Annotated in this window: 24 protein-coding genes and 1 riboswitch; of the genes, 21 read left to right on the top strand and 3 right to left on the bottom strand. The window is 32.9% G+C overall.

Features of this window, described 5'->3' with window-relative positions:
* The first annotated feature begins 24 nt into the window (after window positions 1–24).
* From D9V42_RS00180 to gcvPB, 4 genes are all read left to right on the top strand, one after another.
* Window positions 25–540: a shikimate kinase gene (locus tag D9V42_RS00180; protein WP_208639061.1), complete on the top strand. Its 516-nt coding sequence runs from the start codon at window positions 25–27 to the stop codon at window positions 538–540.
* Window positions 537–643: riboswitch (glycine riboswitch) on the top strand. Its footprint overlaps the gene before it by 4 nt.
* Window positions 644–724: 81 nt before the next feature.
* Window positions 725–1,816, top strand: a complete 1,092-nt coding sequence (gene gcvT / locus D9V42_RS00175; RefSeq protein WP_122062363.1) for a glycine cleavage system aminomethyltransferase GcvT — start codon at window positions 725–727, stop codon at window positions 1,814–1,816.
* Between the two features lie 17 nt (window positions 1,817–1,833).
* Window positions 1,834–3,186, top strand: coding sequence for an aminomethyl-transferring glycine dehydrogenase subunit GcvPA (gene gcvPA, locus D9V42_RS00170; RefSeq protein WP_122062361.1), 1,353 nt, complete (start codon window positions 1,834–1,836; stop codon window positions 3,184–3,186).
* On the top strand, window positions 3,173–4,651 hold the full coding sequence (gene gcvPB / locus D9V42_RS00165) for an aminomethyl-transferring glycine dehydrogenase subunit GcvPB (RefSeq protein ID WP_107555277.1): 1,479 nt from the start codon (window positions 3,173–3,175) through the stop codon (window positions 4,649–4,651). The genes gcvPA and gcvPB overlap by 14 nt, the downstream gene beginning before the upstream one ends.
* A gap of 181 nt (window positions 4,652–4,832) precedes the next feature.
* On the opposite strand, the gene D9V42_RS00160 is transcribed toward gcvPB, so the two are convergent.
* Complete coding sequence (locus D9V42_RS00160) at window positions 4,833–5,219, bottom strand: rhodanese-like domain-containing protein (RefSeq protein ID WP_029377201.1); 387 nt, start codon at window positions 5,217–5,219, stop codon at window positions 4,833–4,835.
* Window positions 5,220–5,391: 172 nt separating this feature from the next.
* On the opposite strand from D9V42_RS00160, the gene D9V42_RS00155 reads away from it, so the two are divergent.
* Entirely contained in the window at window positions 5,392–6,222 is an 831-nt protein-coding gene (locus tag D9V42_RS00155; protein WP_122062359.1) for a lipoate--protein ligase family protein, read from the top strand.
* A 143-nt stretch (window positions 6,223–6,365) separates the two neighbouring features.
* Here D9V42_RS00155 and D9V42_RS00150 read toward each other — a convergent pair whose 3' ends face one another.
* Window positions 6,366–6,587 carry an SA1362 family protein gene (locus D9V42_RS00150; protein WP_107555279.1) on the bottom strand — a complete coding sequence of 74 codons (222 nt, stop codon included), beginning with the start codon at window positions 6,585–6,587 and terminating at the stop codon, window positions 6,366–6,368.
* Window positions 6,588–6,609: 22 nt separating this feature from the next.
* Window positions 6,610–7,197: a hypothetical protein gene (locus D9V42_RS00145; protein WP_122062357.1), complete on the bottom strand. Its 588-nt coding sequence runs from the start codon at window positions 7,195–7,197 to the stop codon at window positions 6,610–6,612.
* Between the two features lie 103 nt (window positions 7,198–7,300).
* Here D9V42_RS00145 and D9V42_RS00140 point away from each other — a divergent pair, with 103 nt between their 5' ends.
* From D9V42_RS00140 to D9V42_RS00065, 16 genes are all read left to right on the top strand, one after another.
* Window positions 7,301–8,359, top strand: coding sequence for a M24 family metallopeptidase (locus tag D9V42_RS00140; RefSeq protein WP_122062355.1), 1,059 nt, complete (start codon window positions 7,301–7,303; stop codon window positions 8,357–8,359).
* Window positions 8,360–8,387: 28 nt separating this feature from the next.
* Window positions 8,388–8,945, top strand: a complete 558-nt coding sequence (gene efp / locus D9V42_RS00135) for an elongation factor P (protein WP_017724564.1) — start codon at window positions 8,388–8,390, stop codon at window positions 8,943–8,945.
* A 562-nt stretch (window positions 8,946–9,507) separates the two neighbouring features.
* Window positions 9,508–9,999 carry an acetyl-CoA carboxylase biotin carboxyl carrier protein gene (accB, locus tag D9V42_RS00130; RefSeq protein WP_122062353.1) on the top strand — a complete coding sequence of 164 codons (492 nt, stop codon included), beginning with the start codon at window positions 9,508–9,510 and terminating at the stop codon, window positions 9,997–9,999.
* A complete protein-coding gene (gene accC / locus D9V42_RS00125) occupies window positions 9,999–11,357 on the top strand; it encodes an acetyl-CoA carboxylase biotin carboxylase subunit (protein ID WP_017724562.1) in 1,359 nt (452 codons plus the stop codon). Before accB ends, accC begins: the two co-directional genes overlap by 1 nt.
* A 12-nt stretch (window positions 11,358–11,369) precedes the next feature.
* Entirely contained in the window at window positions 11,370–11,732 is a 363-nt protein-coding gene (locus tag D9V42_RS00120) for an Asp23/Gls24 family envelope stress response protein (protein ID WP_107531610.1), read from the top strand.
* Between the two features lie 130 nt (window positions 11,733–11,862).
* A complete protein-coding gene (gene nusB / locus D9V42_RS00115) occupies window positions 11,863–12,249 on the top strand; it encodes a transcription antitermination factor NusB (RefSeq protein WP_017724560.1) in 387 nt (128 codons plus the stop codon).
* Window positions 12,250–12,263: 14 nt separating this feature from the next.
* Complete coding sequence (gene xseA, locus D9V42_RS00110) at window positions 12,264–13,601, top strand: exodeoxyribonuclease VII large subunit (RefSeq protein ID WP_122062351.1); 1,338 nt, start codon at window positions 12,264–12,266, stop codon at window positions 13,599–13,601.
* Window positions 13,594–13,839: an exodeoxyribonuclease VII small subunit gene (locus D9V42_RS00105; protein WP_122062794.1), complete on the top strand. Its 246-nt coding sequence runs from the start codon at window positions 13,594–13,596 to the stop codon at window positions 13,837–13,839. Before xseA ends, D9V42_RS00105 begins: the two co-directional genes overlap by 8 nt.
* On the top strand, window positions 13,832–14,716 hold the full coding sequence (locus D9V42_RS00100; RefSeq protein ID WP_172592852.1) for a polyprenyl synthetase family protein: 885 nt from the start codon (window positions 13,832–13,834) through the stop codon (window positions 14,714–14,716). Before D9V42_RS00105 ends, D9V42_RS00100 begins: the two co-directional genes overlap by 8 nt.
* Window positions 14,717–15,079: 363 nt before the next feature.
* Entirely contained in the window at window positions 15,080–15,532 is a 453-nt protein-coding gene (ahrC, locus tag D9V42_RS00095) for a transcriptional regulator AhrC/ArgR (protein WP_017724556.1), read from the top strand.
* 22 nt (window positions 15,533–15,554) lie between these two features.
* Window positions 15,555–17,231: a DNA repair protein RecN gene (gene recN, locus D9V42_RS00090; protein ID WP_107555284.1), complete on the top strand. Its 1,677-nt coding sequence runs from the start codon at window positions 15,555–15,557 to the stop codon at window positions 17,229–17,231.
* 77 nt (window positions 17,232–17,308) lie between these two features.
* A complete protein-coding gene (locus D9V42_RS00085) occupies window positions 17,309–18,205 on the top strand; it encodes a phosphate acyltransferase (protein WP_122062349.1) in 897 nt (298 codons plus the stop codon).
* Window positions 18,206–18,515: 310 nt separating this feature from the next.
* Window positions 18,516–19,577, top strand: coding sequence for a butyrate kinase (gene buk, locus D9V42_RS00080; protein WP_122062347.1), 1,062 nt, complete (start codon window positions 18,516–18,518; stop codon window positions 19,575–19,577).
* A gap of 10 nt (window positions 19,578–19,587) precedes the next feature.
* Window positions 19,588–21,009, top strand: coding sequence for a dihydrolipoyl dehydrogenase (gene lpdA, locus D9V42_RS00075; RefSeq protein WP_122062345.1), 1,422 nt, complete (start codon window positions 19,588–19,590; stop codon window positions 21,007–21,009).
* Between the two features lie 16 nt (window positions 21,010–21,025).
* On the top strand, window positions 21,026–22,024 hold the full coding sequence (locus D9V42_RS00070) for a thiamine pyrophosphate-dependent dehydrogenase E1 component subunit alpha (protein WP_122062343.1): 999 nt from the start codon (window positions 21,026–21,028) through the stop codon (window positions 22,022–22,024).
* Window positions 22,017–23,000 carry an alpha-ketoacid dehydrogenase subunit beta gene (locus tag D9V42_RS00065; protein WP_107555289.1) on the top strand — a complete coding sequence of 328 codons (984 nt, stop codon included), beginning with the start codon at window positions 22,017–22,019 and terminating at the stop codon, window positions 22,998–23,000. The genes D9V42_RS00070 and D9V42_RS00065 overlap by 8 nt, the downstream gene beginning before the upstream one ends.
* Window positions 23,001–23,004 lie beyond the last annotated feature (4 nt).

The following is a 23,004-nucleotide window of genomic DNA, read 5'->3' as shown; positions in this document are numbered from 1 at the left end:
TATTTATGAAGAAGGAAGATATTTTTGAATAACATTAAAATAGAACCATTGATATTAATCGGATTTATGGGAACTGGTAAGACAACATTAGGTAAATATCTTTCAAAGCATAATCAACTATCCTACGTTGATTTAGATGCGTACATAGTGGAACAAGAAGCTCAATCTATCCCAGATATATTTGCACAAATAGGGGAAGCGGGTTTTAGAGAATTAGAATACAAGTATCTAAAAGAATGTATCAACCATTATCATATTATTTCGACCGGCGGAGGTATTATTGAAAGTGATCAAACATTTAACTTTTTAAAACTACAAAAGCGAGTAATATGGTTAGATTGTGACTTGAATATTGTTTACAACAGAATCAAAAACGATAGCAATAGACCTAATGCAAACAATAAATCTCTTTTTGAATTAAAAAGCTTGTATTCCTCAAGGGTTTCAAGATATAATGAAATCGCATTCATAAAATTAAATAGCAGTAAATCTCTAAACTCATTACAAAGTGAGATTATGGAAGAGATTGTTTGCGAATGATCAGTATTGGAGAGAATGGTTAGTTATATTATTTATAACTTTAGTCCATCGCCGAAGGTGCAAGTTTAACGAAACTCTCAGGCAAAAGGATAATACTGTGACGCATTCCTGGAGAATTTAAACAGGGTAGCTTAGTCTACTCTGTTTTTTTAATATATTTACTTAAACAATAGGAGGTTTCTTCATGTCCAATGAACTGAAAAAAACACCGCTTTATCAAACTTTTATAGATAGTGGTGCTAAAATCGTAGAATTTGGTGGATGGGCTATGCCAGTCCAATTTTCAAGTATTAAAGAAGAACATAATGCTGTTAGAACAGAAATCGGTTTATTTGATGTAAGTCATATGGGTGAAATTCTGATAAAAGGTAGTGAAGCTGCGCAACTAGTACAATATTTGCTATCTAACGATACTGAAAATTTAACTACAAATAAAGCTCAATATACTGCACTGTGTAATGAAAATGGCGGTATTATTGATGATTTGATCACATATAAATTAGATGAAAATCAATATTTATTAGTAGTAAATGCTGGTAATACAGATAAAGACTTTGCTTGGATGAAAGAGAAAGCCGAAAAATTCGATGTTGAAGTAGTTAATGTTTCGAATGATTACGGTCAATTAGCAATTCAAGGGCCAAATGCACGTAATTTAGTTCAACAACATGTTGATATAGATGTATCTGCAATGAAACCTTTCGAATTTAAACAAAATGTAGCGTTTTTTGGGAAAAACGTAATTTTATCACAATCAGGATATACTGGTGAAGATGGTTTTGAAATTTACTGCGATGCAGATGACACACCTTATTTATGGAAGAAACTAATAGAACATAAAGTTGTGCCATGTGGTTTAGGAGCAAGAGATACACTAAGATTGGAAGCTGGTTTACCATTACATGGTCAAGATTTAAGTGAAGAAATCACACCTTATGAAGCTGGAATCGCGTTTGCAGCCAAACCATTAATTGAAGCTGACTTCATTGGCAAAAGTGTTCTTAAAGAACAAAAAGAAAATGGTTCGAAACGTAGAACAGTCGGCTTAGAAATGATTGAAAAAGGTATTCCTAGAACTGGTTATAAAGTGTTGGATTTAGAAGGTAATCAAATTGGAGAGGTTACTTCGGGTACTCAATCACCATTAACTGGTAAATCCATTGGTTTGGCTCTAATTAATCGTGATGCTTTTGAAATGGGAAAAGAAGTGTTAGTTCAAGTAAGAAAGAGACAAGTTAAAGCGAAAATTGTTAAGAAAAATCAAATAAGTAAATAATACAAAGGGGTGTTACTGTGAGTCATCGTTATATTCCATTAACAGAGCAAGATAAGAAAGAAATGTTAGATACTATAGGTGCAGAATCAATTGCAGAATTATTTGGTGATGTACCCAATGACATATTATTAAATAGAGAACTAGCTATTCCAGATGCAGAAGCTGAAACTACGTTGACCAAACGCTTAAGTAGAGTCGCAAGTAAAAATATTACTAAAGAAACGCACACTTCATTTTTAGGTGCAGGGGTATACGACCATTACGCACCAGCAGTAGTAGATGCGATGATTTCTCGTTCGGAATTCTATACTGCCTATACACCTTATCAGCCAGAAATTTCACAAGGTGAACTACAAGCAATTTTTGAATTCCAAACTTTAATTTGTGAATTAACGGACATGGATATTGCAAATTCATCTATGTATGATGGCATTACAAGTTTTGCTGAAGCATGTATTTTAGCGTTTAACCAAACGCGTAAAAATAAAATTGTAGTTTCTAAAGGGTTACATTATCAAGCTTTACAAGTTCTTAACACTTATGTAAAAACACGTGAAGAATTTGAAGTCGTAGAAGTTGATTTAGATGGTACTATTACTGATTTAGAAAAGTTAGAAGCAGCTGTAGATGATGATACAGCTGCAGTTGCTGTTCAGTATCCTAACTTCTATGGTTCAATTGAGGATTTAGAGAAAATCCAATCATTTATTGAAGGTAAAAAAGCTTTGTTTATTGTTTATACTAACCCACTAGCATTAGGCTTACTTACACCTCCAGGTAGTTTTGGTGCGGATATTGTTGTAGGTGATACACAACCATTTGGTATACCTGCACAATTTGGTGGACCTCATTGCGGTTTCTTTGCTACAACTAAAAAATTAATGCGCAAAACACCTGGGCGTTTAGTAGGTCAAACCGAAGATGCAGATGGGCATCGTGGTTTTGTTTTAACATTACAAGCTCGCGAACAACATATACGTCGTGATAAAGCTACTTCTAATATTTGTTCAAACCAAGCATTGAATGCATTAGCTTCGTCAATTTGTATGTCAGCACTAGGAAAAGAAGGCATTTATGACATTTCAGTACAAAATTTTGAAAATGCAAACTATGCAAAGGAACAATTTAAACAAGTTGGTTTAGAAGTGTCAACTGGAACTTCGTTTAATGAATTTGTAGTGAAATTCGATAAACCTGTTAAAGATATTAATGATGCACTTATACAAGAAGGAATCATAGGCGGTTTCGATTTAAGTGAAGTAACAGAATCCTTTGAAAATCATATGTTAGTTGCTGTAACAGAATTGAGAACAAAAGATGAAATTGACACATTTGTTAAGAAAGCAGGTGAATTAAATGGTAGTAAGTAAATCAAGTCCATTAATTTTTGAACGTTCTAAAAAAGGTCGCTATGCGTATTCGTTACCAAAAAAAGAAATAGATAATGGTGCTGTTGAAAAATTACTAGACGAAAAATATATTAGAAAAAATAAGGCAGAACTACCAGAAGTTGCTGAATTAGATTTAGTGAGACATTACACAGAGCTTTCAAATAAAAACTTTGGTGTAGATTCAGGATTTTATCCATTAGGTTCTTGTACTATGAAATATAATCCAAAAATAAATGAAAAAATTGCTAGAATTCCTGGATTTTCAGAATCACATCCATTACAAGATGAATCGCAAGTTCAAGGATCTTTAGAGATTATTCATAGTTTACAAGAAGAGTTGAAAGAAATCACTGGTATGGATGAAGTAACGTTACAACCTGCTGCTGGTGCGCACGGTGAGTGGACAGCATTAATGATTTTTAAAGCATACCATCAAAAAAACGGAGAAGGTCATCGTGATGAAGTTATTGTTCCTGACTCTGCACACGGCACCAATCCAGCTTCAGCTGCGTTTGCAGGCTTTAAGTCTGTAACAGTTAAATCAAATGAACGCGGAGAAGTAGATATTGATGATTTGAAACGTTTAGTTAATGATAAAACAGCTGCTATCATGTTAACTAATCCTAATACTTTAGGTATTTTCGAAAAAAACATAATGGATATTCGTAATATCGTTCATGAAGCGGGTGGATTATTATATTATGATGGTGCAAATTTAAATGCCATTATGGACAAAGTTAGACCAGGTGACATGGGGTTTGATGCAGTTCACTTAAACTTACACAAAACATTTACAGGGCCACATGGCGGCGGCGGCCCAGGTTCTGGACCAGTAGGTGTAAAAAAAGAACTTGCGAGCTTTTTACCTAAACCAATGGTGGTCAAAGAAAATGATATTTATAAATATGATAATGATATAACAAATTCTATAGGACGCGTTAAACCATTCTATGGTAATTTTGGCATCTATTTAAGAGCTTATACTTATATTCGTAGTATGGGGAACAAAGGACTTGAAGAAGTATCTGAAGCTGCTGTATTAAATGCCAATTATATTAAAGCAAGATTGAAAGAACATTTTGAGATTCCTTACAGTCAATATTGTAAACACGAGTTTGTCTTGAGTGGATCTAAACAAAAAGAACAGGGCGTTCGTACACTAGATATGGCTAAACGACTATTAGATTTCGGAGTACACCCACCGACAATTTATTTCCCACTTAATGTCGAAGAAGGCATGATGATTGAGCCAACTGAAACGGAATCAAAAGAAACGCTAGACCACTTCTGTGATACGATGATTCAAATTGCAAATGAAGCTAAAGAGAACCCGGATATTGTATTAGAAGCGCCACATACAACTATCATTGATAGATTGGATGAAACCAAAGCAGCAAGAAATCCAGTGTTAAAATTTGAAAACTTACGTTCAGAAAAAGAATAGTTAGTTTACACTTTTACACAGTTATATTGAAAATTCCTTTTATATATAAACACTTAAAGATCGGACTGGTATAAATCCAGTTCGATTTTTTATGCAAATTAAAAAGCGTGGTCAACTTTAATTGTTGACCACGCTTTTATTTTAAACATTCACTTTATGCCTTTAATTTTAAGATATAAAGTTATTTTTTAGATTTAATTTTACCAGTCCATTTTTTATATCCACCTTTTAACATGTAGATATCTGTGTAGCCGTTTTTCTTTAATATTTTTGCTGCACGATAACTGGCAATGCCATTCGCATCACAAAGATAGATAGGTTGGTCTGTTCGTAAACCTTGGTATCTTTGTTTAAACATTGTAATTGGAATATTACGTGCACCATTGATGTGTCCGTAATCATAATCCACTTTTTCTCTTACATCAATAACTTGAGCTTTGCGCAAACCATCATGGAACTCATTTTGGTTTAATTCTGTGACTGCTCTTTTATTAAGAAGATAATTGATTAGCATGTAAGCGATGATAATTATTAATACTGCTAAAGGTATAAACCAAAAGTTACTCATCTTGCATCCTCCCTAATTAACCGATATTATATATTATAAGACTGTTAGCGCAATTTATCAAAATATTTTTCTCACGATAAATAGTTATTGCTGACAAACTTGAACAATTATTGAAAACGATAACACAAAAATGCTGTTATCACAATTTAATTTAGCGATAGGAGTTTTGAAAGTGACAGAAACATGGAATTTTATAAATACTGGTAGCAAAGACCCATATTTTAATATGGCAATGGATGAAGCTTTACTTAATTTTGTATCTAGAGGAGAGATAGATCCAGTAATTAGGTTTTATACATGGGACCCTGCGACTTTATCAGTTGGTTATTTTCAAAGACTAACTAAAGAAATAGATATTGAAAAGGTGAATGCTAAAGGTTATGGTCTTGTACGTCGTCAAACTGGCGGCAGAGGTGTTTTACATGATAAAGAACTGACATATAGTGTTATCGTTCCAGAATCACACCCTGAGATGCCTTCTACAGTTACTGAAGCCTATAGAGTAATTTCAGAAGGATTACTAGAAGGTTTTAAACATTTAGGATTTGATGCTTCATTTGCTATTCCAAAATCAAAAGAGGAAAGAGCAAATTTAAAACAACCAAGAAGTGCAGTTTGCTTTGATGCGCCTAGCTGGTATGAACTAGTTGTAGAAGGGCGTAAAATTGCTGGAAGTGCTCAAGTTCGTCAAAAAGGAGTTATCTTACAACATGGTTCTTTACTACAAGATGTAGACATAGACGATTTGTTTGATATGTTTGTTTTTAAAAATGATCGTCTCAAAGATAAGATGAAGCAAGCATTTGTAGAAAAAGCTGTAGCAATTAACGATATTTCAGATCGCCAGATTAGTTTAGAAGAGATGGAAGAAGCATTTGAAATAGGTTTTAAAAAAGGTTTGAATATTGACTTTAAGCCACTAAAGCTCAATGAAAAACAACAAAATGAAATAAATGAGTTAATTGATAAATACAAATCTGACGAGTGGAACTATCGTAAATAGTTTCGTTTTAAATTGCTCACTCGACATTTAAAATAGCAACACATATCAAGATATGTTGAATAAGTATAAATTATAAAATAAATCCCCGAAAAGATTATCTTAAAATAGATATCTTTTCGGGGATTTATATATCCAAGTATATGTTACTTTTTCTTTCTATTTTGTCTTTTATACTTACGTTGCGCACGTTTGTATTTACGCTGATCCTCAGTTAAGAAGAAGAAATAGTAAATTGCGTATATAATACCACCGAAAATGGCTAAGCTAATGACCATTCTTACAAAACTGAAAATAAAGGCATCAAGATTGAGTACTAATCCTACGACGGCAATTGCGATAACGATATAAAATATTGCTTGTTTCACTTAAAACACTCCTATGTGATTGTTAACTTTGACTATCTTTAATACTGATGACTGATAAAGCTTTTTGGCCTTTTTGAATCTTCTTCTTATCTTTAGCATCGTAACCCTCTTTAATATCACTAAATGCTGAATTTAAGTCTTTGTCCAATTTAGTTATATTTTTATTTTTGGTTTTATCTTCGCTATCCATTTTTTCTTTATCAACATCATTTTTATATGTCGTAAAGGCGGTATCCATTTTATTTTTTAGTTCTGCAAGTTTATCTTGTACTTTCTTATCACCTTTGTTTTTTGATACATCACTTTCGATTGCATTATATTGGTCAATTAATTTAGCGATATCTTGATAATATGTAGAGGACGCTTTTAAATTAGCAGCTTTCTTTTTATTACTTTTCGCTTTGCCAATGTCTTTCTTATCTTTCTCTAGAGCTGCAATTTTATTTTGTTCTTTGCTAATTTCTTGTTTTAATTCTTGAATGTTCCCCTTTAACTTATGGTTTTCATCGCGAAGTTTGGTCGTCTTTTCTTCTAAAGGACCAAGGTTTTGACTTCCGCAACCAGCAAGTACACATGAAGCACATAAAATAGCCACTATTTTTTTCTTCATAACTCTCTCCTAATTCAAAAACTATAAATTTATACAATAATTATGCTATCATTTTAATGTATAAAAAGAAAATGTACAAACTTATTGTGTAGGAGGATGACAAATGACAAGAATTGATAAATTAAATACCGCTATAGAAGCCAAACATTTAGAAGCAGTGGTAGTACTATCTGACTTTAACAGACGTTATTTATCCGGTTTTACTGGTACAAGTGGTGCGTTAATTATTACGAAAGATCACAACTTATTACTAACTGATTTTAGATATATTGAACAAGCGACTGCTCAAGCCCCAGAATTTGAAATCATCAAACAAGAAGGTAGTTTAATTGATGAAGTCAAAAAGCAACTTGAACAATTAGACGTACAAAATGTTGGATTTGAAGGAAACTTAGTCAGCTATGATACATATCTTCAATTGAGTAAATCATACATTAGTTTGATTAGTATTTCAGGTATGATAGAAAAGATTCGTGAAGTTAAAGATGGATCAGAGATAGAATTAATTCAAAAAGCAGCAGATATCGTTGATGAGGCATACGAATATATTTTAACTGTCGCGAAAGCTGGTATGACTGAACAGCAACTAAAAGCAAAATTAGAAAGTAAAATGTTAGAACTTGGTGCTGAAGGAACTTCATTCGAAACAATTGTAGCTTCTGGTGAACGTGGCGCGCTACCTCACGGAGTTGCTAGTGACAAAGTTATCAATTCAGGGGAATTAATTACCTTAGATTTTGGTGCATATTACAAAGGATATTCATCAGACATCACTCGTACATTCGCAATAGGTGAACCTGATCCAAAACTTAAAGAAATATATAATATTGTGTTAGAGGCGAATCAAAAAGGCATTGACGCCGCTAAAAAGGGTATTACTGGTAAGGCTTTAGATGCTATTGCTAGAGATTATATCACTGAAAAAGGTTATGGCGAGGCGTTTGGACATTCGCTTGGTCATGGTATTGGATTAGACGTTCACGAAGGCCCTAACCTTTCTAGAAAATCTGAGACGCCATTAGATATTAATAACTGTGTTACAATTGAACCTGGTATATATATAGATGGATTGGGGGGCGTTCGTATTGAAGATGACATTTTAATTAAAGAAAATGGCTGTGAACGCTTTACTAAATCTTCCAAAAACCTTATTATTTTATAGAAGACCTTATAATTGAGGAGGAAACTGAATGATTTCGGTTAATGATTTTAAAACAGGCTTAACAATATCAGTAGATAATGGCATTTGGAAAGTTTTAGATTTCCAACATGTTAAACCAGGAAAAGGTTCTGCATTTGTACGTTCTAAACTACGTAATTTAAGAACTGGTTCGATCCAAGAGAAAACATTCAGAGGTGGCGAAAAAGTAGAAACTGCTATGATTGAGAATCGTCGTATGCAATATCTATATGCCGATGGAGATACGCATGTTTTCATGGATAATCAAACATTTGATCAAACGGAGCTACAAGGAGATTATTTACAACACGAATTAAATTTCTTAAAAGCAAATATGGAAGTCCAAATTCAAACATACGGTAATGAAACACTTGGTGTTGAATTACCAAAAACAGTTGAACTTGTAGTAACAGAAACTGAACCAGGTATTAAAGGCGACACAGCAAATGGCGCTACTAAATCTGCTACAGTTGAAACAGGATATACATTGAATGTACCTTTATTTGTCAATGAAGGAGACACACTTGTAATTAATACAGGTGACGGTAGTTATATTTCTAGAGCCTAACATTTTATTATTTAAAAATGATATGTAATAAAAGTGATGAGCAAAAACCTTTCCGATTTATAAATTGGAAAGGTTTTTATGGTTATTATGAATATAAAAGGTTATATTAGATAATATAATGTTTATGAATACTATAAATTCTATAATTAAAATGTTAAATTATAAATGTTTAACTTTATATTTAATGTTTAACCTAAGCATTATGAAGCGTATGACACTTTGTTACATATCGATTTGTATCTGAACATAAAGAAGTGGATTAAACAACTGTCACCCAATTATATAGTTGATGATATCTAAATTATAGTGATGTAATTTACTTATAGATTCCTGAAGCTAAATATTGCGATTTAATGTGCAATATATTTCGCTTTATTTTGTTAAAATCAGAAATCACACCATCTCACTCAAAAAAATTTAGATTTCAGCACGCTTATAGGTATATAGAACACGATAAAAGTTAATCAGTTTATTATAGAAAGTATGTATATGCTTGAATTGAACATATCACTAAAGTAAAATAAACAAGGTAAATGAAAACAATCTGAAGGAGTCAGTATTTATGAATTTTAAAGAAATTAAAGAATTGATAGAAATTCTTGACCAATCTAGCTTGACTGAGATTAATATTGAGGATAAAGGCAATATTGTAAATTTAAAAAAAGAAAAAGAAACTGAAATTATAACACCTCAAATTTCACAACAACCGATGCAACAAATAGCACCACAACAAGGCGTAGCATCAACTCCTGCAGGAACACAAGGTGCTGATGAAATTAGCACGAATAATAATGCAAATACTAATACGGCAGAAGATAACTTGCAAACAATTAATGCGCCAATGGTTGGTACGTTTTACAAATCACCGTCACCAGAAGAAAGTGCCTACGTTCAAGTTGGAGATTCTGTAACAAATGATTCAACAGTATGTATATTAGAAGCTATGAAATTATTCAATGAAATACAAGCCGAAGTCAGTGGTGAAATTGCTGAAATCTTAGTAGAAGACGGTCAAATGGTAGAGTATGGCCAACCGTTATTTAAGGTAAAATAATGAATAAAATTTTAATAGCAAATAGAGGGGAAATCGCAGTAAGAATTATTCGTGCATGTCATGATTTAGGTTTACAAACGGTGGCAATATACTCAGAAGGAGATAAAGACGCTTTACATACTCAAATTGCTGATGAAGCATACTGCGTCGGGCCAACACAATCTAAAGATTCTTATTTGAATATCCCAAACATTTTATCTATAGCAACATCAACAGGGTGTGACGGCATTCACCCTGGATATGGTTTCTTAGCAGAAAACGGTGATTTTGCTGAATTATGCGATGCATGCCAACTTAAATTCATTGGCCCAAGCTTTGAATCTATTCAAAAAATGGGTATCAAAGACGTAGCTAAAGAAGAAATGAAACGCGCTGAAGTACCAGTTGTTCCTGGTAGCGAAGGGCTTGTTTTAAATATTGAAGACGCGAAAAAAATTGCAAATCAAATAGGCTATCCAGTTATCATCAAAGCTACTGCAGGTGGTGGTGGTAAAGGTATTAGAGTTGCTCGTGATGAAAAAGAATTAGAAACTGGCTTCAAAATGACACAACAAGAAGCGGAAACCGCTTTTGGTAACAGTGGTCTATATTTGGAAAAATTCATCGAGAACTTTAGACATATTGAAATACAAATAATGGGAGATAGTTATGGCAACGTGGTGCATTTAGGTGAACGTGATTGTACCATTCAACGTAGAATGCAAAAACTTGTTGAAGAAGCACCTTCTCCAATATTAACTGAAGAAAAAAGACAAGAAATGGGTAATGCTGCAGTAAGAGCTGCAAAAGCAGTTAATTACGAAAATGCAGGTACGATTGAATTTATATATGACTTAGATTCAAATGAATTTTACTTCATGGAAATGAATACACGAATACAAGTTGAACACCCTGTTACTGAAATGGTTACAGGCGTAGACTTAGTTAAACTACAATTAAAAGTTGCGATGGGTGAAAAGTTACCCTTCAAACAGAAAGATATTAAAATTGAAGGACATGCGATGGAATTTAGAATTAATGCTGAAAATCCATATAAAAACTTTATGCCTTCACCAGGGCAAATCACACAATACTTGGCTCCAGGTGGATTTGGCGTAAGAATTGAATCTGCATGTTATACTAATTATACAATTCCTCCATATTATGACTCTATGGTTGCAAAACTTATTGTTCATGAACCAACTAGAGACGAAGCAATCATGACAGGTTTACGTGCATTAGGTGAATACCTTGTATTAGGTATAGACACAACGATTCCTTTCCATGTCCGTCTATTGAACAATGATATTTTTAGAAGTGGGGAATTTAATACTAATTTCTTAGAAACATATAATATTATGGATGATGAATCTAATTAGGGGGTAAGTGAAATGGTCAAAGTATCAGAGTCCACACATTCCAATTTAGGGAAAATTGAGATTGCGCCCGAAGTTTTAACAATTATAGCAAGCATAGCAACATCTGAAATCAAAGGCATTCAAGGTCATTTTAAAGAGTTAAAACATACTAGTATCGAAAATATAAGTAAGAAACAATTAAGTAGAGGTATAAAAGTAGATACAAGAGAAGATGGCATTTATATAGATGTTTATTGCACTTTGTCCTATGGAATTAATATCTCAGAAACAGCTAAAAAAATACAACAGGCTATATATAATTCATTAACTACAATGACCACGATTGAACCAAGTCAAATCAATGTCCATATCACGCATATCGAACCAATAAATTAAAATTAAATAAAGCAGATTTACTTTATAAATACATTTTGTATACAACTGATATTATCGTTTGTTTTTAAAACGTATCATATTTCTATATACAAATGATTTACAAATAATACTATGCTTAAGGGAGTTTATAATGAGTCGTAAAGAATCGAGAACACAAGCTTTTCAAACTCTATTTCAGCTTGAAATGAAAAATAATGAATTAACTATTGATGAAGCGATAAGTTTTATTAAAGATGATAATCCTGATTTAGAATTTGATTTTATCAACTGGCTAGTAACTGGTGTAAAAGATCATGAATCAGTCTTAGATGAGAAAATTCAACCACATTTAAAAGATTGGACTTTAGATAGATTGCTAAAATCTGATCGCATTATTTTAAGAATGTCAACTTATGAATTGTTAAATAGTTCAACACCACAAAAAGTAATCATCAATGAAGCTGTGGAATTAGCCAAACAATTCAGTGATGATGATCATTATAAATTTATAAACGGTGTATTGAGCAATATTGAATAAAAGAGTGATATAACATGGCAGAATATTTAAGTGTTTCTACACTTACAAAATATATAAAATATAAATTTGATCAAGACCCACATTTACAATCTGTGTTGATTAAAGGGGAACTTTCTAATTTTAAAAAACATAGTAGTGGCCATCTCTATTTTAACGTCAAAGACAACAATAGTGTTATTAGTGCCATGATGTTTAAAGGCAATGCTTCGAAAATTGATTTTGACCCTAAAGAAGGTGACGAGGTACTTTTAGAGGCACGTGTCTCCGTATACGAACGCCGTGGGAACTATCAAATTTATGTCAATAAAATGCATTTAGATGGTGTTGGTAATCTATATCAAAAATTAGAACAGCTGAAGAAGAAACTTACTAAAGATGGCTATTTTGATCAAAACAACAAGAAACCTATACCTAAGTTTCCTAAGAAAATTGCAGTGTTAACAGCAGGTACAGGCGCAGCCATTAGAGATATTCACACTACAATCAACAGTAGATATCCTTTAGCAGAACAAATACAAATCAATACGCTAGTACAAGGTGAACAAGCGAAAAACGATATTATAAAAAACATACAACATGCCGATGATATGGGTGTAGATACTATAATTATTGGACGAGGCGGAGGTTCTATAGAAGACTTATGGAACTTTAATGAGGAAGATGTAGTCAAAGCAATATACGCATGTACTACACCTATTATTTCAGCAGTTGGTCATGAAACGGATTTCACACTTAGTGATTTTGTTGCAGATGTTCGTGCAGCTACACCAACACAAGCAGCAGTTATGGCTACACCAGATCAATTTGAATTACGTCAATACTTGCAACAAACCAATTTGTCGCTTACTCGTTTTATAAAACAACATTTACAGCAACAAAGAAAGCATTTACAACATGTATCATCGTATTATAAATTTCAAACACCAACATTATTGTATGATCAACAAATTCAAAAACGTGATGATTTAGAAAAGCAACTTAACCTGTCGATGAATTTAACAATCAAAAATCATCAACAGCAATTACAATTATTGTTAAATAAGTTTAACCTTAAAGGTTTCAAACAAAATATCAATAGAGAACAAATAACAAATGCTCAAAAGCGTGATGATTTAAGTAAAGTCATGAATAACTTTATTCAAAATCAAAAAAATAATCTAGCTAGAAAATTAGAAAGTCTTAATAATTTGAGTCCTACAAATACGATGTTGCGTGGTTATACAATCGTTAATAAGGATGACAATGTTATTACAAGTACTAGTGATTTAGCTGAGAACGACAACATAGTATTAACAATGAAAGATGGCGTTGTTGATGCTCAAGTTAAGAAGGTAAGGTGTAATGATGAGTAATAGTAATACACAAAGTTTCGAGGAAATGATGAAAGAGTTAGAAAATATAGTGCAAAAACTTGATAACGAAAATGTATCATTAGAAGAATCTCTGAACTTATATCAACGTGGTATGAAATTATCAGCAACTTGCGATGAAACGTTAAAAGACGCTGAAAAGAAAGTCAACGAATTAATGGCAGATGAGCATACTGATAATAATGACGATGTCGTGAAGGAAGATAATGAAAATGAATAAAAAGATGGAAAACTTAACAGCGGAAGTTAACCAACTATTATCCGAGACGATCCCAAATTCAGATTTAAATACAAATTTAGAAGAAAGTATGCGTTACTCATTAGAAGCTGGTGGCAAGCGAATCAGACCAGTGTTATTACTATTAACGTTAGAGATGTTATCTAGTGATTATAAAGCTGGGCTTTCTTCGGCGCTTGGCTTAGAAATGATTCATACCTATTCTTTAATACACGATGATTTACCACCAATGGATAATGATGATTATCGCAGAGGCAAGCTTACAAATCATAAAGTGTTTGGTGAGTGGAAAGCAATCTTAGCTGGCGATGCACTTCTAACTAAAGCATTTGATATTATTGTTAATGATGAAGCAGTTGATGATACTGCTAAAATTAAGTTAATTAAGCGCTTAACTTTTGCTAGTGGTCATTTGGGTATGGTTGGAGGTCAAACTCTTGATATGCAAAGTGAAGGCGAAGGTGCCAAAGTGAATATCGACACACTCGAACAAATTCACAACGCTAAAACAGGTGCGTTACTTAAATTTGCAGTGATGGCTGCAGTAGATATTGCTAAGCCAGAACAAAGTGTTGCTAATGCATTAGAATCATTTAGCGAGCATTTAGGATTAATGTTTCAAATCAAAGATGATTTGTTAGATGTGTATGGTGACGAAGCGAAATTAGGTAAAGCCGTAGGCAGTGATATTGATAATGATAAAAGTACCTATGTATCACTATTAGGACAACAAGGTGCCGAAGATAAAATGACATATCATACACAAGAAGCTTATGAATGTCTAAATCAATTACCAGAACAGTACAATACAGAAAACTTGACTTATATTATTGAGTTATTTAATAATCGCGAATCTTAATGCGTTCTTGTTGAGAGCGAGAATGAGAAATCACTTATCTAATTTTGATTTCTGTTCCCGCTCTCTTTTTATTATGAAAAATGTATAATATACACTTCGTATATTTTGATATTAAACTTTATTTTGAAAACAAGGCCGATTTTTATATATTAGAAATTACATACTATTCAATAATTATTCATCACATTCATAATATACACCATGATTTACCGACCATTCAAATGTACTTTAAATTGTGATTTCACTTTTGATATGCAGAGTTATCGTTTTCAGATAAGTAAAATTCCAACTATCTTTAGTAGTAGTATTGATATGCATGTGTTAAAATAAATGTATAAATATTCGTTTATAGAGGTGCTATACATGGCTAAAAAATCAGTAAGACATATTAAAATTAGAGAAATAATTTCAAACGAAAAAATCGAAACACAAGATGAATTAGTAAAAAGATTAAATGAGTATGAGTTAAACGTTACTCAAGCTACAGTTTCTAGAGACATCAAAGAATTACAATTAATAAAAGTCCCCACACCAACAGGACAGTATGTTTATAGTTTGCCAAATGATAGAAAATATCATCCTCTAGAAAAACTGGGCCGCTATTTAATGGATTCATTTGTAAATATAGATGGCACTGGTAACTTATTAGTTCTAAAGACATTACCAGGAAATGCGCAATCAATCGGTGCAATCTTAGACCAAATTGATTGGGAGGAAGTTTTAGGCACTATTTGTGGTGATGATACTTGCTTGATTATCTGTAGAGATGAGTTAGCAAGTGAAAAAATTAAAACGCGCATCTTTAATTTATTATAAGTGTAAGGAAGTGTTAAAAAGGATGCTACAGACTTTATCTATCAAACAATTCGCTATCATTGATGAATTAGAAGTTCACTTTGGTGATGGATTAACAGTGTTAAGTGGTGAAACTGGCGCAGGTAAATCAATTATTATCGATGCCATTGGACAACTGATTGGTATGCGCGCATCATCTAATTATGTAAGACATGGTGAGAAGAAAGCTATTATTGAAGGTATATTTGATATTGATGAGAGTAAAGAAGCCATTTCGATACTTGAAGCTTTAGACATCGATATAGATGAAGACTTTTTATTAGTTAAAAGAGAAATTTTCAACACAGGTAAAAGTATTTGTAGGGTTAATAATCAAATAGTCACATTGCAAGATTTACGTAAAATTATGCAAGAGTTGTTAGATATCCATGGACAACATGAAACACAAACTTTATTAAAACAAAAATATCATCTACAATTACTCGACAACTATGCTGAAAATCAATATAAAAATTTACTTGAACAATACGTTACCACTTTTGATCAATATAAAGCTAAAAAGAAAGAGCTTGAAGATTTAGAATCTGCCGATCAAGCCTTATTACAACGTCTAGATTTACTAAAATTCCAGTATGAAGAAATACAAGAAGCAAACTTGGTCGACGGTGAAGTTTCGCAACTCGAATCAGACATTAAACGTATACAAAATTCAGAAAATCTAAGTTTAGCTTTAAATAATGCGCATCTTACTTTAACAGACGAGCATGCTATTACAGATCGCTTATATGAATTGAGCAATCAATTGCAATCCATAAGTGATATTCTACCGGAAAAATACGACACGCTTAAAGAAGAAGTCGATCAATTTTACTATACTTTAGAAGATGCTAAACATCAGTTGTATGATGAATTGACCAATACTGAATTTGATGAGCACTACTTAAATGAACTTGAAGCTAGAATGAATGTTCTGAATGATTTAAAAAGAAAATATGGTAAAGATATTACTGAATTAATTAAATATCAAGACAAATTAGAAAATGAAATTAATAAAATCGAAAACTACGAAGAAAGCACTTCACAGTTAAGACAAGAAATTGAAAGCTTATATGAAGATGTAATCAAACTAGGTACAGAATTATCCCGTGAACGTCGAATTGTGGCACAAACCCTACGCGATCATATCGTAGATGAAATTCAAAATTTACAAATGAAAGATGCTAATTTAGAAATTTCATTTAAACCTTTAGATGCTCCAAATCGAGAAGGTATTGAATTTGTAGAATTTTTAATCAGCCCTAATAAAGGAGAACCACTTAAAAGTTTAAATAAAATTGCTTCTGGTGGGGAATTATCACGTATAATGCTTGCCCTTAAAACGATCTTCGTTAAAACACGAGGACAAACCGCAATATTATTCGATGAGGTAGATTCTGGAGTTTCAGGACAAGCAGCACAAAAAATGGCTGAAAAAATGAAAGGCTTAGCTAAGCATATTCAAGTAATTTGTATCTCCCATTTACCACAAGTAGCATCAATGAGCGATCATCATTTATTTATCAGTAAAGATTCAGTAGATGACCGTACTACAACACACGTCAAAGAGCTTTCAGGCTCAGAGCGTATAGATGAAATAGCAAGAATGATTTCAGGAGCTAGTGTAACTGATATCACACGTCAAAATGCTAAAGAAATGATAGAACAAAATCAACTTGCCTAACGATGTACATTTTCAATAACTATTTATAGTGATATCAAGTATAGTCACTTTATAAAATGAGAAAGGTGTTGATTTTTATGCAATATCAACATTTAATTGATTCTTCATATAATTTAAAGGGTAATGTTGCTATTTTATATGCAAATGATGAAAAAATGTTATCCGTTATCATGAAAGCGCTCGTTTTGACAGAGATTGATGTATATTTATATGACACACAAGATCCTACAGAGATCATTCGCTCATTTGATATGGATCCACAATTACTCAATAGGATTCATATTCTTAATTTTAGTAACGACAACGAACTTTTTAAACAATGTGCTGATGATTTGTCTTCTGGTAAAGTATCAGTATTAGTCAAAGGTAATTTGATGTCATCAACATTATTATCCTTTGTACTGAGTAATAAAAGCTTTATTGCTAAACACGGTTTCTTAAATCACGTTGCATGTTTTAACGTGCCAACTTATCATAAAACATTGATGTTAAGTGATGTAGCATTAAATATTAATCCATCCGTTGAAGAAAAGAAACAAATTATTAATAATTTAACTGAATTTTCTAAAGCACTAGGCTATGACCAGTTTAAAGTTGGTATTCTTTCATCCGTTGAAAAACCTACTAAGAAAATCTTGTCATCTACGGATGCTGAAAAGCTCAAGAATATATTTAGTAGAACAACATCTGACTATTTATATGTCGATGGTCCATTAGCTTTTGATAACGCAATTAGCATGGAAAGTGTTATTAAAAAAAATATCAAGTCCCACGTAGCAGGTGATGTAGATGCATTATTAGTATCACATATAGATATTGGTAACGCACTATACAAATCTTTCACTTATTTTGCAGGTGCACGTGTAGCTAGTTTAGTCTTAGGAGCAAAATTCCCGATTGTATTGACTTCAAGGGCAGATACGAAACAAAATAAACTAGACTCATTATTATTAGCATTGAAAATATTAAATTAATAAATTAGTTATGGGATATAACCAGTTGTTCAAATTGTTTAATCCTATGGATGTGACTATCTAGAATATATAAATAAAAGAAGTTTTATTTTGCAAATTTCTTTACATCCCAGTTTACTAAATTGATTTCAAAAACAGGTTATTAATTTTATAATGTAAGAATTTGATGTAATATATAAGTAGATAATATAATTTATAAATATAATAAATCAGTTAGTGGTCCATAGCGTCTAACTATTATCGTAATTGATTTTAAGTATCAAGACTTAACATACAAAAGGTATGTTATTTTCAAGAAGAAGGTGCTACAATGACTCGAATTCTAGTTTTAAATTTAGGTAGTACATCATCAAAAATTGCAGTATATGAAGCGCATCAGTGTAAGTGGCATGACACGATTCGACATGATATACAACTTACGAATGCATCATTATTGGAACAAAAGCCATTAAGACTCAAAGAGATTATATACTCATTAAACCTTACATCAGATTACACAATTAAAAATTTTGATGCGATTGCATGTAGAGGTGGATTACTAAAACCAATGCAAGGTGGCGTTTATCATATAAATAATAAAATGTATGACGACCTTAAAGCATTTAAATATGGTGTACACGCATCTAACCTGAGTGGTATGATTGGTTATGAATTAGGAATAGAGATGAATATTCCCGCTTTTATAATCGACCCAGTCGTTGTAGACGAATTATTCGATATTGCAAAAGTTACAGGTTTAAAGGAAATTAAACGCCGTAGTATATTTCATGCATTAAATCAAAAAGCTGTTGCTAGGTTATATGCATCCTCGATTCATCAAGCATACGAAGATGTAAATGTTATCGTTGCACATATGGGTGGAGGCATAACGGTTGGCGCACATAAAAACGGGCAGGTAGTAGATGTAAACGATGGATTGTTAGGAGAAGGTCCTTTTAGTCCAGAGCGTGCCGGTTCTATGCCCAATGACCAACTCTATGAATTTGGATACAAACATAATTTCACACCACAAGAGATGAATCACTTTTTAAGTAAAAAAGGTGGTTTCATTAGTATGTTCAAAACAAATGATTTAAAATTATTATCGGATAAATATGATTCAAACTCCGAAGTCAAATTAGCGTTTGATGCATTAGCATATCAAGTTTCTAATGCTATTGGCGCTCGGTCAATTATTTTCCGCGGACAGGTAGATCAAATTATTTTAACGGGTGGTTTAAGCTACAATCATTTATTAGTTCAAAAAATAATATCATTCGTTGATTGGATTGCACCTGTAACAATTTATCCAGGAGAAAAAGAAATGGATACATTGGCATTACGTACATCAAACGTACTAGACGGAAAAGAAAAGGTTAAAGCTTATAGTTAGGAGTATTAATATGTCAGAAGAAAAATATGATTTAGTCATTCTTGGCGGAGGTACTGCGGGTTATGTATCTGCAATAAGAGCTTCACAATTAGGAAAGAAAGTTGCGCTAATAGAAAAATCGTTACTAGGTGGAACTTGTTTACATAAAGGATGCATTCCGACAAAAGCATTGTTAAAATCTGCAGAAGTTATGCGCACAATTACAAACGCAACTCATTTTGGTGTGGACGTTGATGGATTTAAATTAAATTTTACGCGAATACAAGAACGAAAAAACGAAGTAGTAAGCCAAATGTTTAGTGGTGTTAACCATTTAATGGAGCATAACAGTATCGATGTATTTAATGGGACAGGTAGGATATTAGGTCCTTCTATATTCTCACCACAAAGTGGCACGATTTCTGTAGAATACGAAGATGGTGAATCTGAATTAATCCCTAATAATAATGTTCTTATAACTACAGGATCACAACCTATGTCCTTACCTTTTTTATCGTTTGACCATAAAGTTGTGCTTTCTAGTGATGATATCTTGCAATTGGAACAATTGCCAAATAATCTAGCTATTATTGGTGGTGGCGTTATCGGTTTAGAGTTTGCTTCACTGATGACTGATTTTGGCGTCGATGTAACTGTAATTGAAGCTGGCTCACGTATTTTACCTACTGAAAGTAAAATGATTGCCAAGACTTTAAGAAATGAATTAACTGATAGAGGCGTCACATTTTATGAAAATACACAATTATCTGAGTCTGATATAACAGTCGGCGAAGATCATATTAATATCACATTAAATGACGAAATAATACAATTTGAAAAAGCATTGATATCTATTGGCAGACTGCCTAATACCGAAGATATTGGATTAAATAATACAAAGATTCAGTTAACAGATAAAAAGCATATCCGTGTTAATGAATATCAGCAAACTGATGATAAACATATCTATGCAGCCGGTGATTGCATCGGTAATTTACAATTGGCACATGTTGGCTCTAAAGAAGGCATGATCGCAATTGAACATATGTTTGATCAGGCACCACTTCCAATTGATTACAATAAAATGCCGAAATGCGTTTATACGCAACCTGAAGTGGCGAGTATTGGACTGAATATGGACCAAGCTAAATCTGAAAACATTAAAGCAAAAGCAGTTAAAGTACCTTTTAAAGCAATTGGTAAAGCAGTTATTGAAAACACCACTAATCAAAGTGGCTTTTGTGAAGTAATAATCGATCAAGAACAAGATACTGTGTTAGGACTTAATATGATTGGTCCCCATGTCACAGAATTAATTAACGAAGTGTCGCTATTCCAATTTATGAATGGTTCAACTTTAGAACTCGGCCTAACAACACACGCACATCCATCATTATCTGAAATATTGATGGAATTAGGATTGAAGGTTGAGAACAGATCGATTCACGTTTAATTTAGGAGGAAATAAGATGTTTGATTATAAATCAGTTGGACTAGAAGAGTCTGATTTAAAAGCAATGTATAAATGGATGGATTTAGGGCGTAAAATAGATGAACGTATGTGGCTATTAAACCGTGCAGGTAAAATTCCGTTTGTTATAAGTTGTCAAGGACAGGAAGCTACTCAAATAGGTATGGCGTATGCTATGCAAGAAGGAGATATTTCTTCACCTTATTATAGAGATTTAGCGTTTGTAACGTATATGGGTATGACAGCTTTAGATTCAATGTTAGCAGCATTTGGTAAACGTGATGATATTAGTTCAGGTGGAAAGCAAATGCCATCTCATTTTAGTAAACGTGAAAAAGGTATTTTATCTCAAAGTTCACCTGTTGGTACACAAATCGTACACGGTGTTGGGGCAGCTTTAGCATTGAAAATGGACAATAAACCAAATATTGCAATGGCTACAGTTGGTGAAGGTAGTTCTAACCAAGGTGATTTCCATGAAGGATTAAACTTTGCAGGCGTACATAAATTACCATTTGTTTGTGTTATTGAAAATAATAAATATGCCATTTCGGTTCCAGATTCGCTACAATATGGTGCCGAAAAACTATCAGACCGTGCTATTGGTTATGGTATGCATGGCGAACACGTTGACGGCAACGATCCAATTGCAATGTATAAAGTCATGAAAGAGGCTAGAGAACGTGCATTAAATGGTGGGGGTTCTACATTAATTGAAGCTATGTGTACAAGAATGACAGCCCATTCTTCAGATGATGATGATAAATATCGTACTAAAGAAGAACGTGAAGAATTAAAATCATTAGACTGTAATCTTAAATTTAAAACATTTCTTCTTGAGGAAGGCATTATAAATGAACAATGGTTAGAAAAAGTTGAAAGTGAACATAAAGAAATTGTAAACCAAGCAACTAAAGAAGCCGAAAAAGCACCTTATCCGTCTCCGGAAGAAACATATACACATGTTTATGAAGAAGGGAGTTTAGACAATGCCTAAATTAAGTTACTTAGAAGCAATCCAACAAGGACTCGATCAAGCAATGGAAAAGGACAACGACGTATTTGTATTAGGGGAAGACGTTGGTAAAAAAGGTGGCGTATTTGGTGTCACATTAGGTTTACAACAAAAATATGGTGAAGCACGTGTTTTAGATACGCCATTAGCAGAGTCAAATATCGTAGGTACAAGTATTGGCGCAGCCATGTTAGGCAAACGCCCTGTAGCTGAAATACAATTTGCCGAATATATTCTACCTGCAACAAATCAAATCATGAGCGAAGCAGCTAAAATGAGATATCGTTCAAATAATGATTTTCATTGTCCAATTACGATTCGTTCTCCATTTGGAGGTGGCATTCACGGTGCGCTTTATCACTCTCAAAGCGTGGAATCTGTATTTGCAAATACACCAGGACTCACAATTGTTATTCCATCCACGCCATATGATGCCAAAGGCTTATTATTAGCTTCAATTGAGTCAAATGACCCGGTATTATATTTCGAACATAAAAAAGCTTATCGCTTACTAAAAGAAGAAGTACCTGAATCGTATTATACAGTACCAATTGGTAAAGCTGATGTTAAGCGTGAAGGAGACGACATTACTGTATTTACTTATGGACTTTGTGTAAATTATTGTATTCAAGCAGCCGATATGCTATCAGAAGATGGCATTAATATAGAAGTTGTTGATTTACGTACAGTATACCCATTAGATAAACAAACTATTATCGAAAGAGCAAAACTAACAGGTAAAGTTTTATTAGTTACGGAAGATAATTTAGAAGGTAGTGTTATGTCTGAAGTAGCAGCTATAATTGCAGAAAACTGTCTGTTCGACTTAGATGCCCCAATAATGAGACTCGCAGGTCCTGATGTTCCAGCGATGCCATTTGCACCGACACTCGAAGACGAGTTTATGATTAATCCAGATAAAATAAAAATTAAAATGCGTGAACTCGCAGAATTCTAAGGAG

The sequence above is a fragment of the Staphylococcus pseudoxylosus genome (assembly GCF_003697915.1).
GTDB classification, from domain to species: domain Bacteria; phylum Bacillota; class Bacilli; order Staphylococcales; family Staphylococcaceae; genus Staphylococcus; species Staphylococcus pseudoxylosus.
The sequence above is the reverse complement of the archived record's forward strand: the minus strand, read 5'-3'. Positions and strand labels throughout refer to the sequence as shown.

Excerpts from the sequence above, each read along its gene's own strand:
- gcvT (WP_122062363.1), top strand. The coding sequence starts at position 725 with ATGTCCAATGAACTGAAAAAAACACCGCTTTATCAAACTTTTATAGAT.
- gcvPB (WP_107555277.1), top strand. The coding sequence starts at position 3,173 with ATGGTAGTAAGTAAATCAAGTCCATTAATTTTTGAACGTTCTAAAAAA.
- D9V42_RS00160 (WP_029377201.1), bottom strand. The coding sequence starts at position 5,219 with ATGAGTAACTTTTGGTTTATACCTTTAGCAGTATTAATAATTATCATC.
- D9V42_RS00145 (WP_122062357.1), bottom strand. The coding sequence starts at position 7,197 with ATGAAGAAAAAAATAGTGGCTATTTTATGTGCTTCATGTGTACTTGCT.
- D9V42_RS00140 (WP_122062355.1), top strand. The coding sequence starts at position 7,301 with ATGACAAGAATTGATAAATTAAATACCGCTATAGAAGCCAAACATTTA.
- efp (WP_017724564.1), top strand. The coding sequence starts at position 8,388 with ATGATTTCGGTTAATGATTTTAAAACAGGCTTAACAATATCAGTAGAT.
- accB (WP_122062353.1), top strand. The coding sequence starts at position 9,508 with ATGAATTTTAAAGAAATTAAAGAATTGATAGAAATTCTTGACCAATCT.
- accC (WP_017724562.1), top strand. The coding sequence starts at position 9,999 with ATGAATAAAATTTTAATAGCAAATAGAGGGGAAATCGCAGTAAGAATT.
- D9V42_RS00120 (WP_107531610.1), top strand. The coding sequence starts at position 11,370 with ATGGTCAAAGTATCAGAGTCCACACATTCCAATTTAGGGAAAATTGAG.
- nusB (WP_017724560.1), top strand. The coding sequence starts at position 11,863 with ATGAGTCGTAAAGAATCGAGAACACAAGCTTTTCAAACTCTATTTCAG.
- xseA (WP_122062351.1), top strand. The coding sequence starts at position 12,264 with ATGGCAGAATATTTAAGTGTTTCTACACTTACAAAATATATAAAATAT.
- D9V42_RS00105 (WP_122062794.1), top strand. The coding sequence starts at position 13,594 with ATGAGTAATAGTAATACACAAAGTTTCGAGGAAATGATGAAAGAGTTA.
- D9V42_RS00100 (WP_172592852.1), top strand. The coding sequence starts at position 13,832 with ATGAATAAAAAGATGGAAAACTTAACAGCGGAAGTTAACCAACTATTA.
- ahrC (WP_017724556.1), top strand. The coding sequence starts at position 15,080 with ATGGCTAAAAAATCAGTAAGACATATTAAAATTAGAGAAATAATTTCA.
- recN (WP_107555284.1), top strand. The coding sequence starts at position 15,555 with ATGCTACAGACTTTATCTATCAAACAATTCGCTATCATTGATGAATTA.
- D9V42_RS00085 (WP_122062349.1), top strand. The coding sequence starts at position 17,309 with ATGCAATATCAACATTTAATTGATTCTTCATATAATTTAAAGGGTAAT.
- buk (WP_122062347.1), top strand. The coding sequence starts at position 18,516 with ATGACTCGAATTCTAGTTTTAAATTTAGGTAGTACATCATCAAAAATT.
- lpdA (WP_122062345.1), top strand. The coding sequence starts at position 19,588 with ATGTCAGAAGAAAAATATGATTTAGTCATTCTTGGCGGAGGTACTGCG.
- D9V42_RS00070 (WP_122062343.1), top strand. The coding sequence starts at position 21,026 with ATGTTTGATTATAAATCAGTTGGACTAGAAGAGTCTGATTTAAAAGCA.
- D9V42_RS00065 (WP_107555289.1), top strand. The coding sequence starts at position 22,017 with ATGCCTAAATTAAGTTACTTAGAAGCAATCCAACAAGGACTCGATCAA.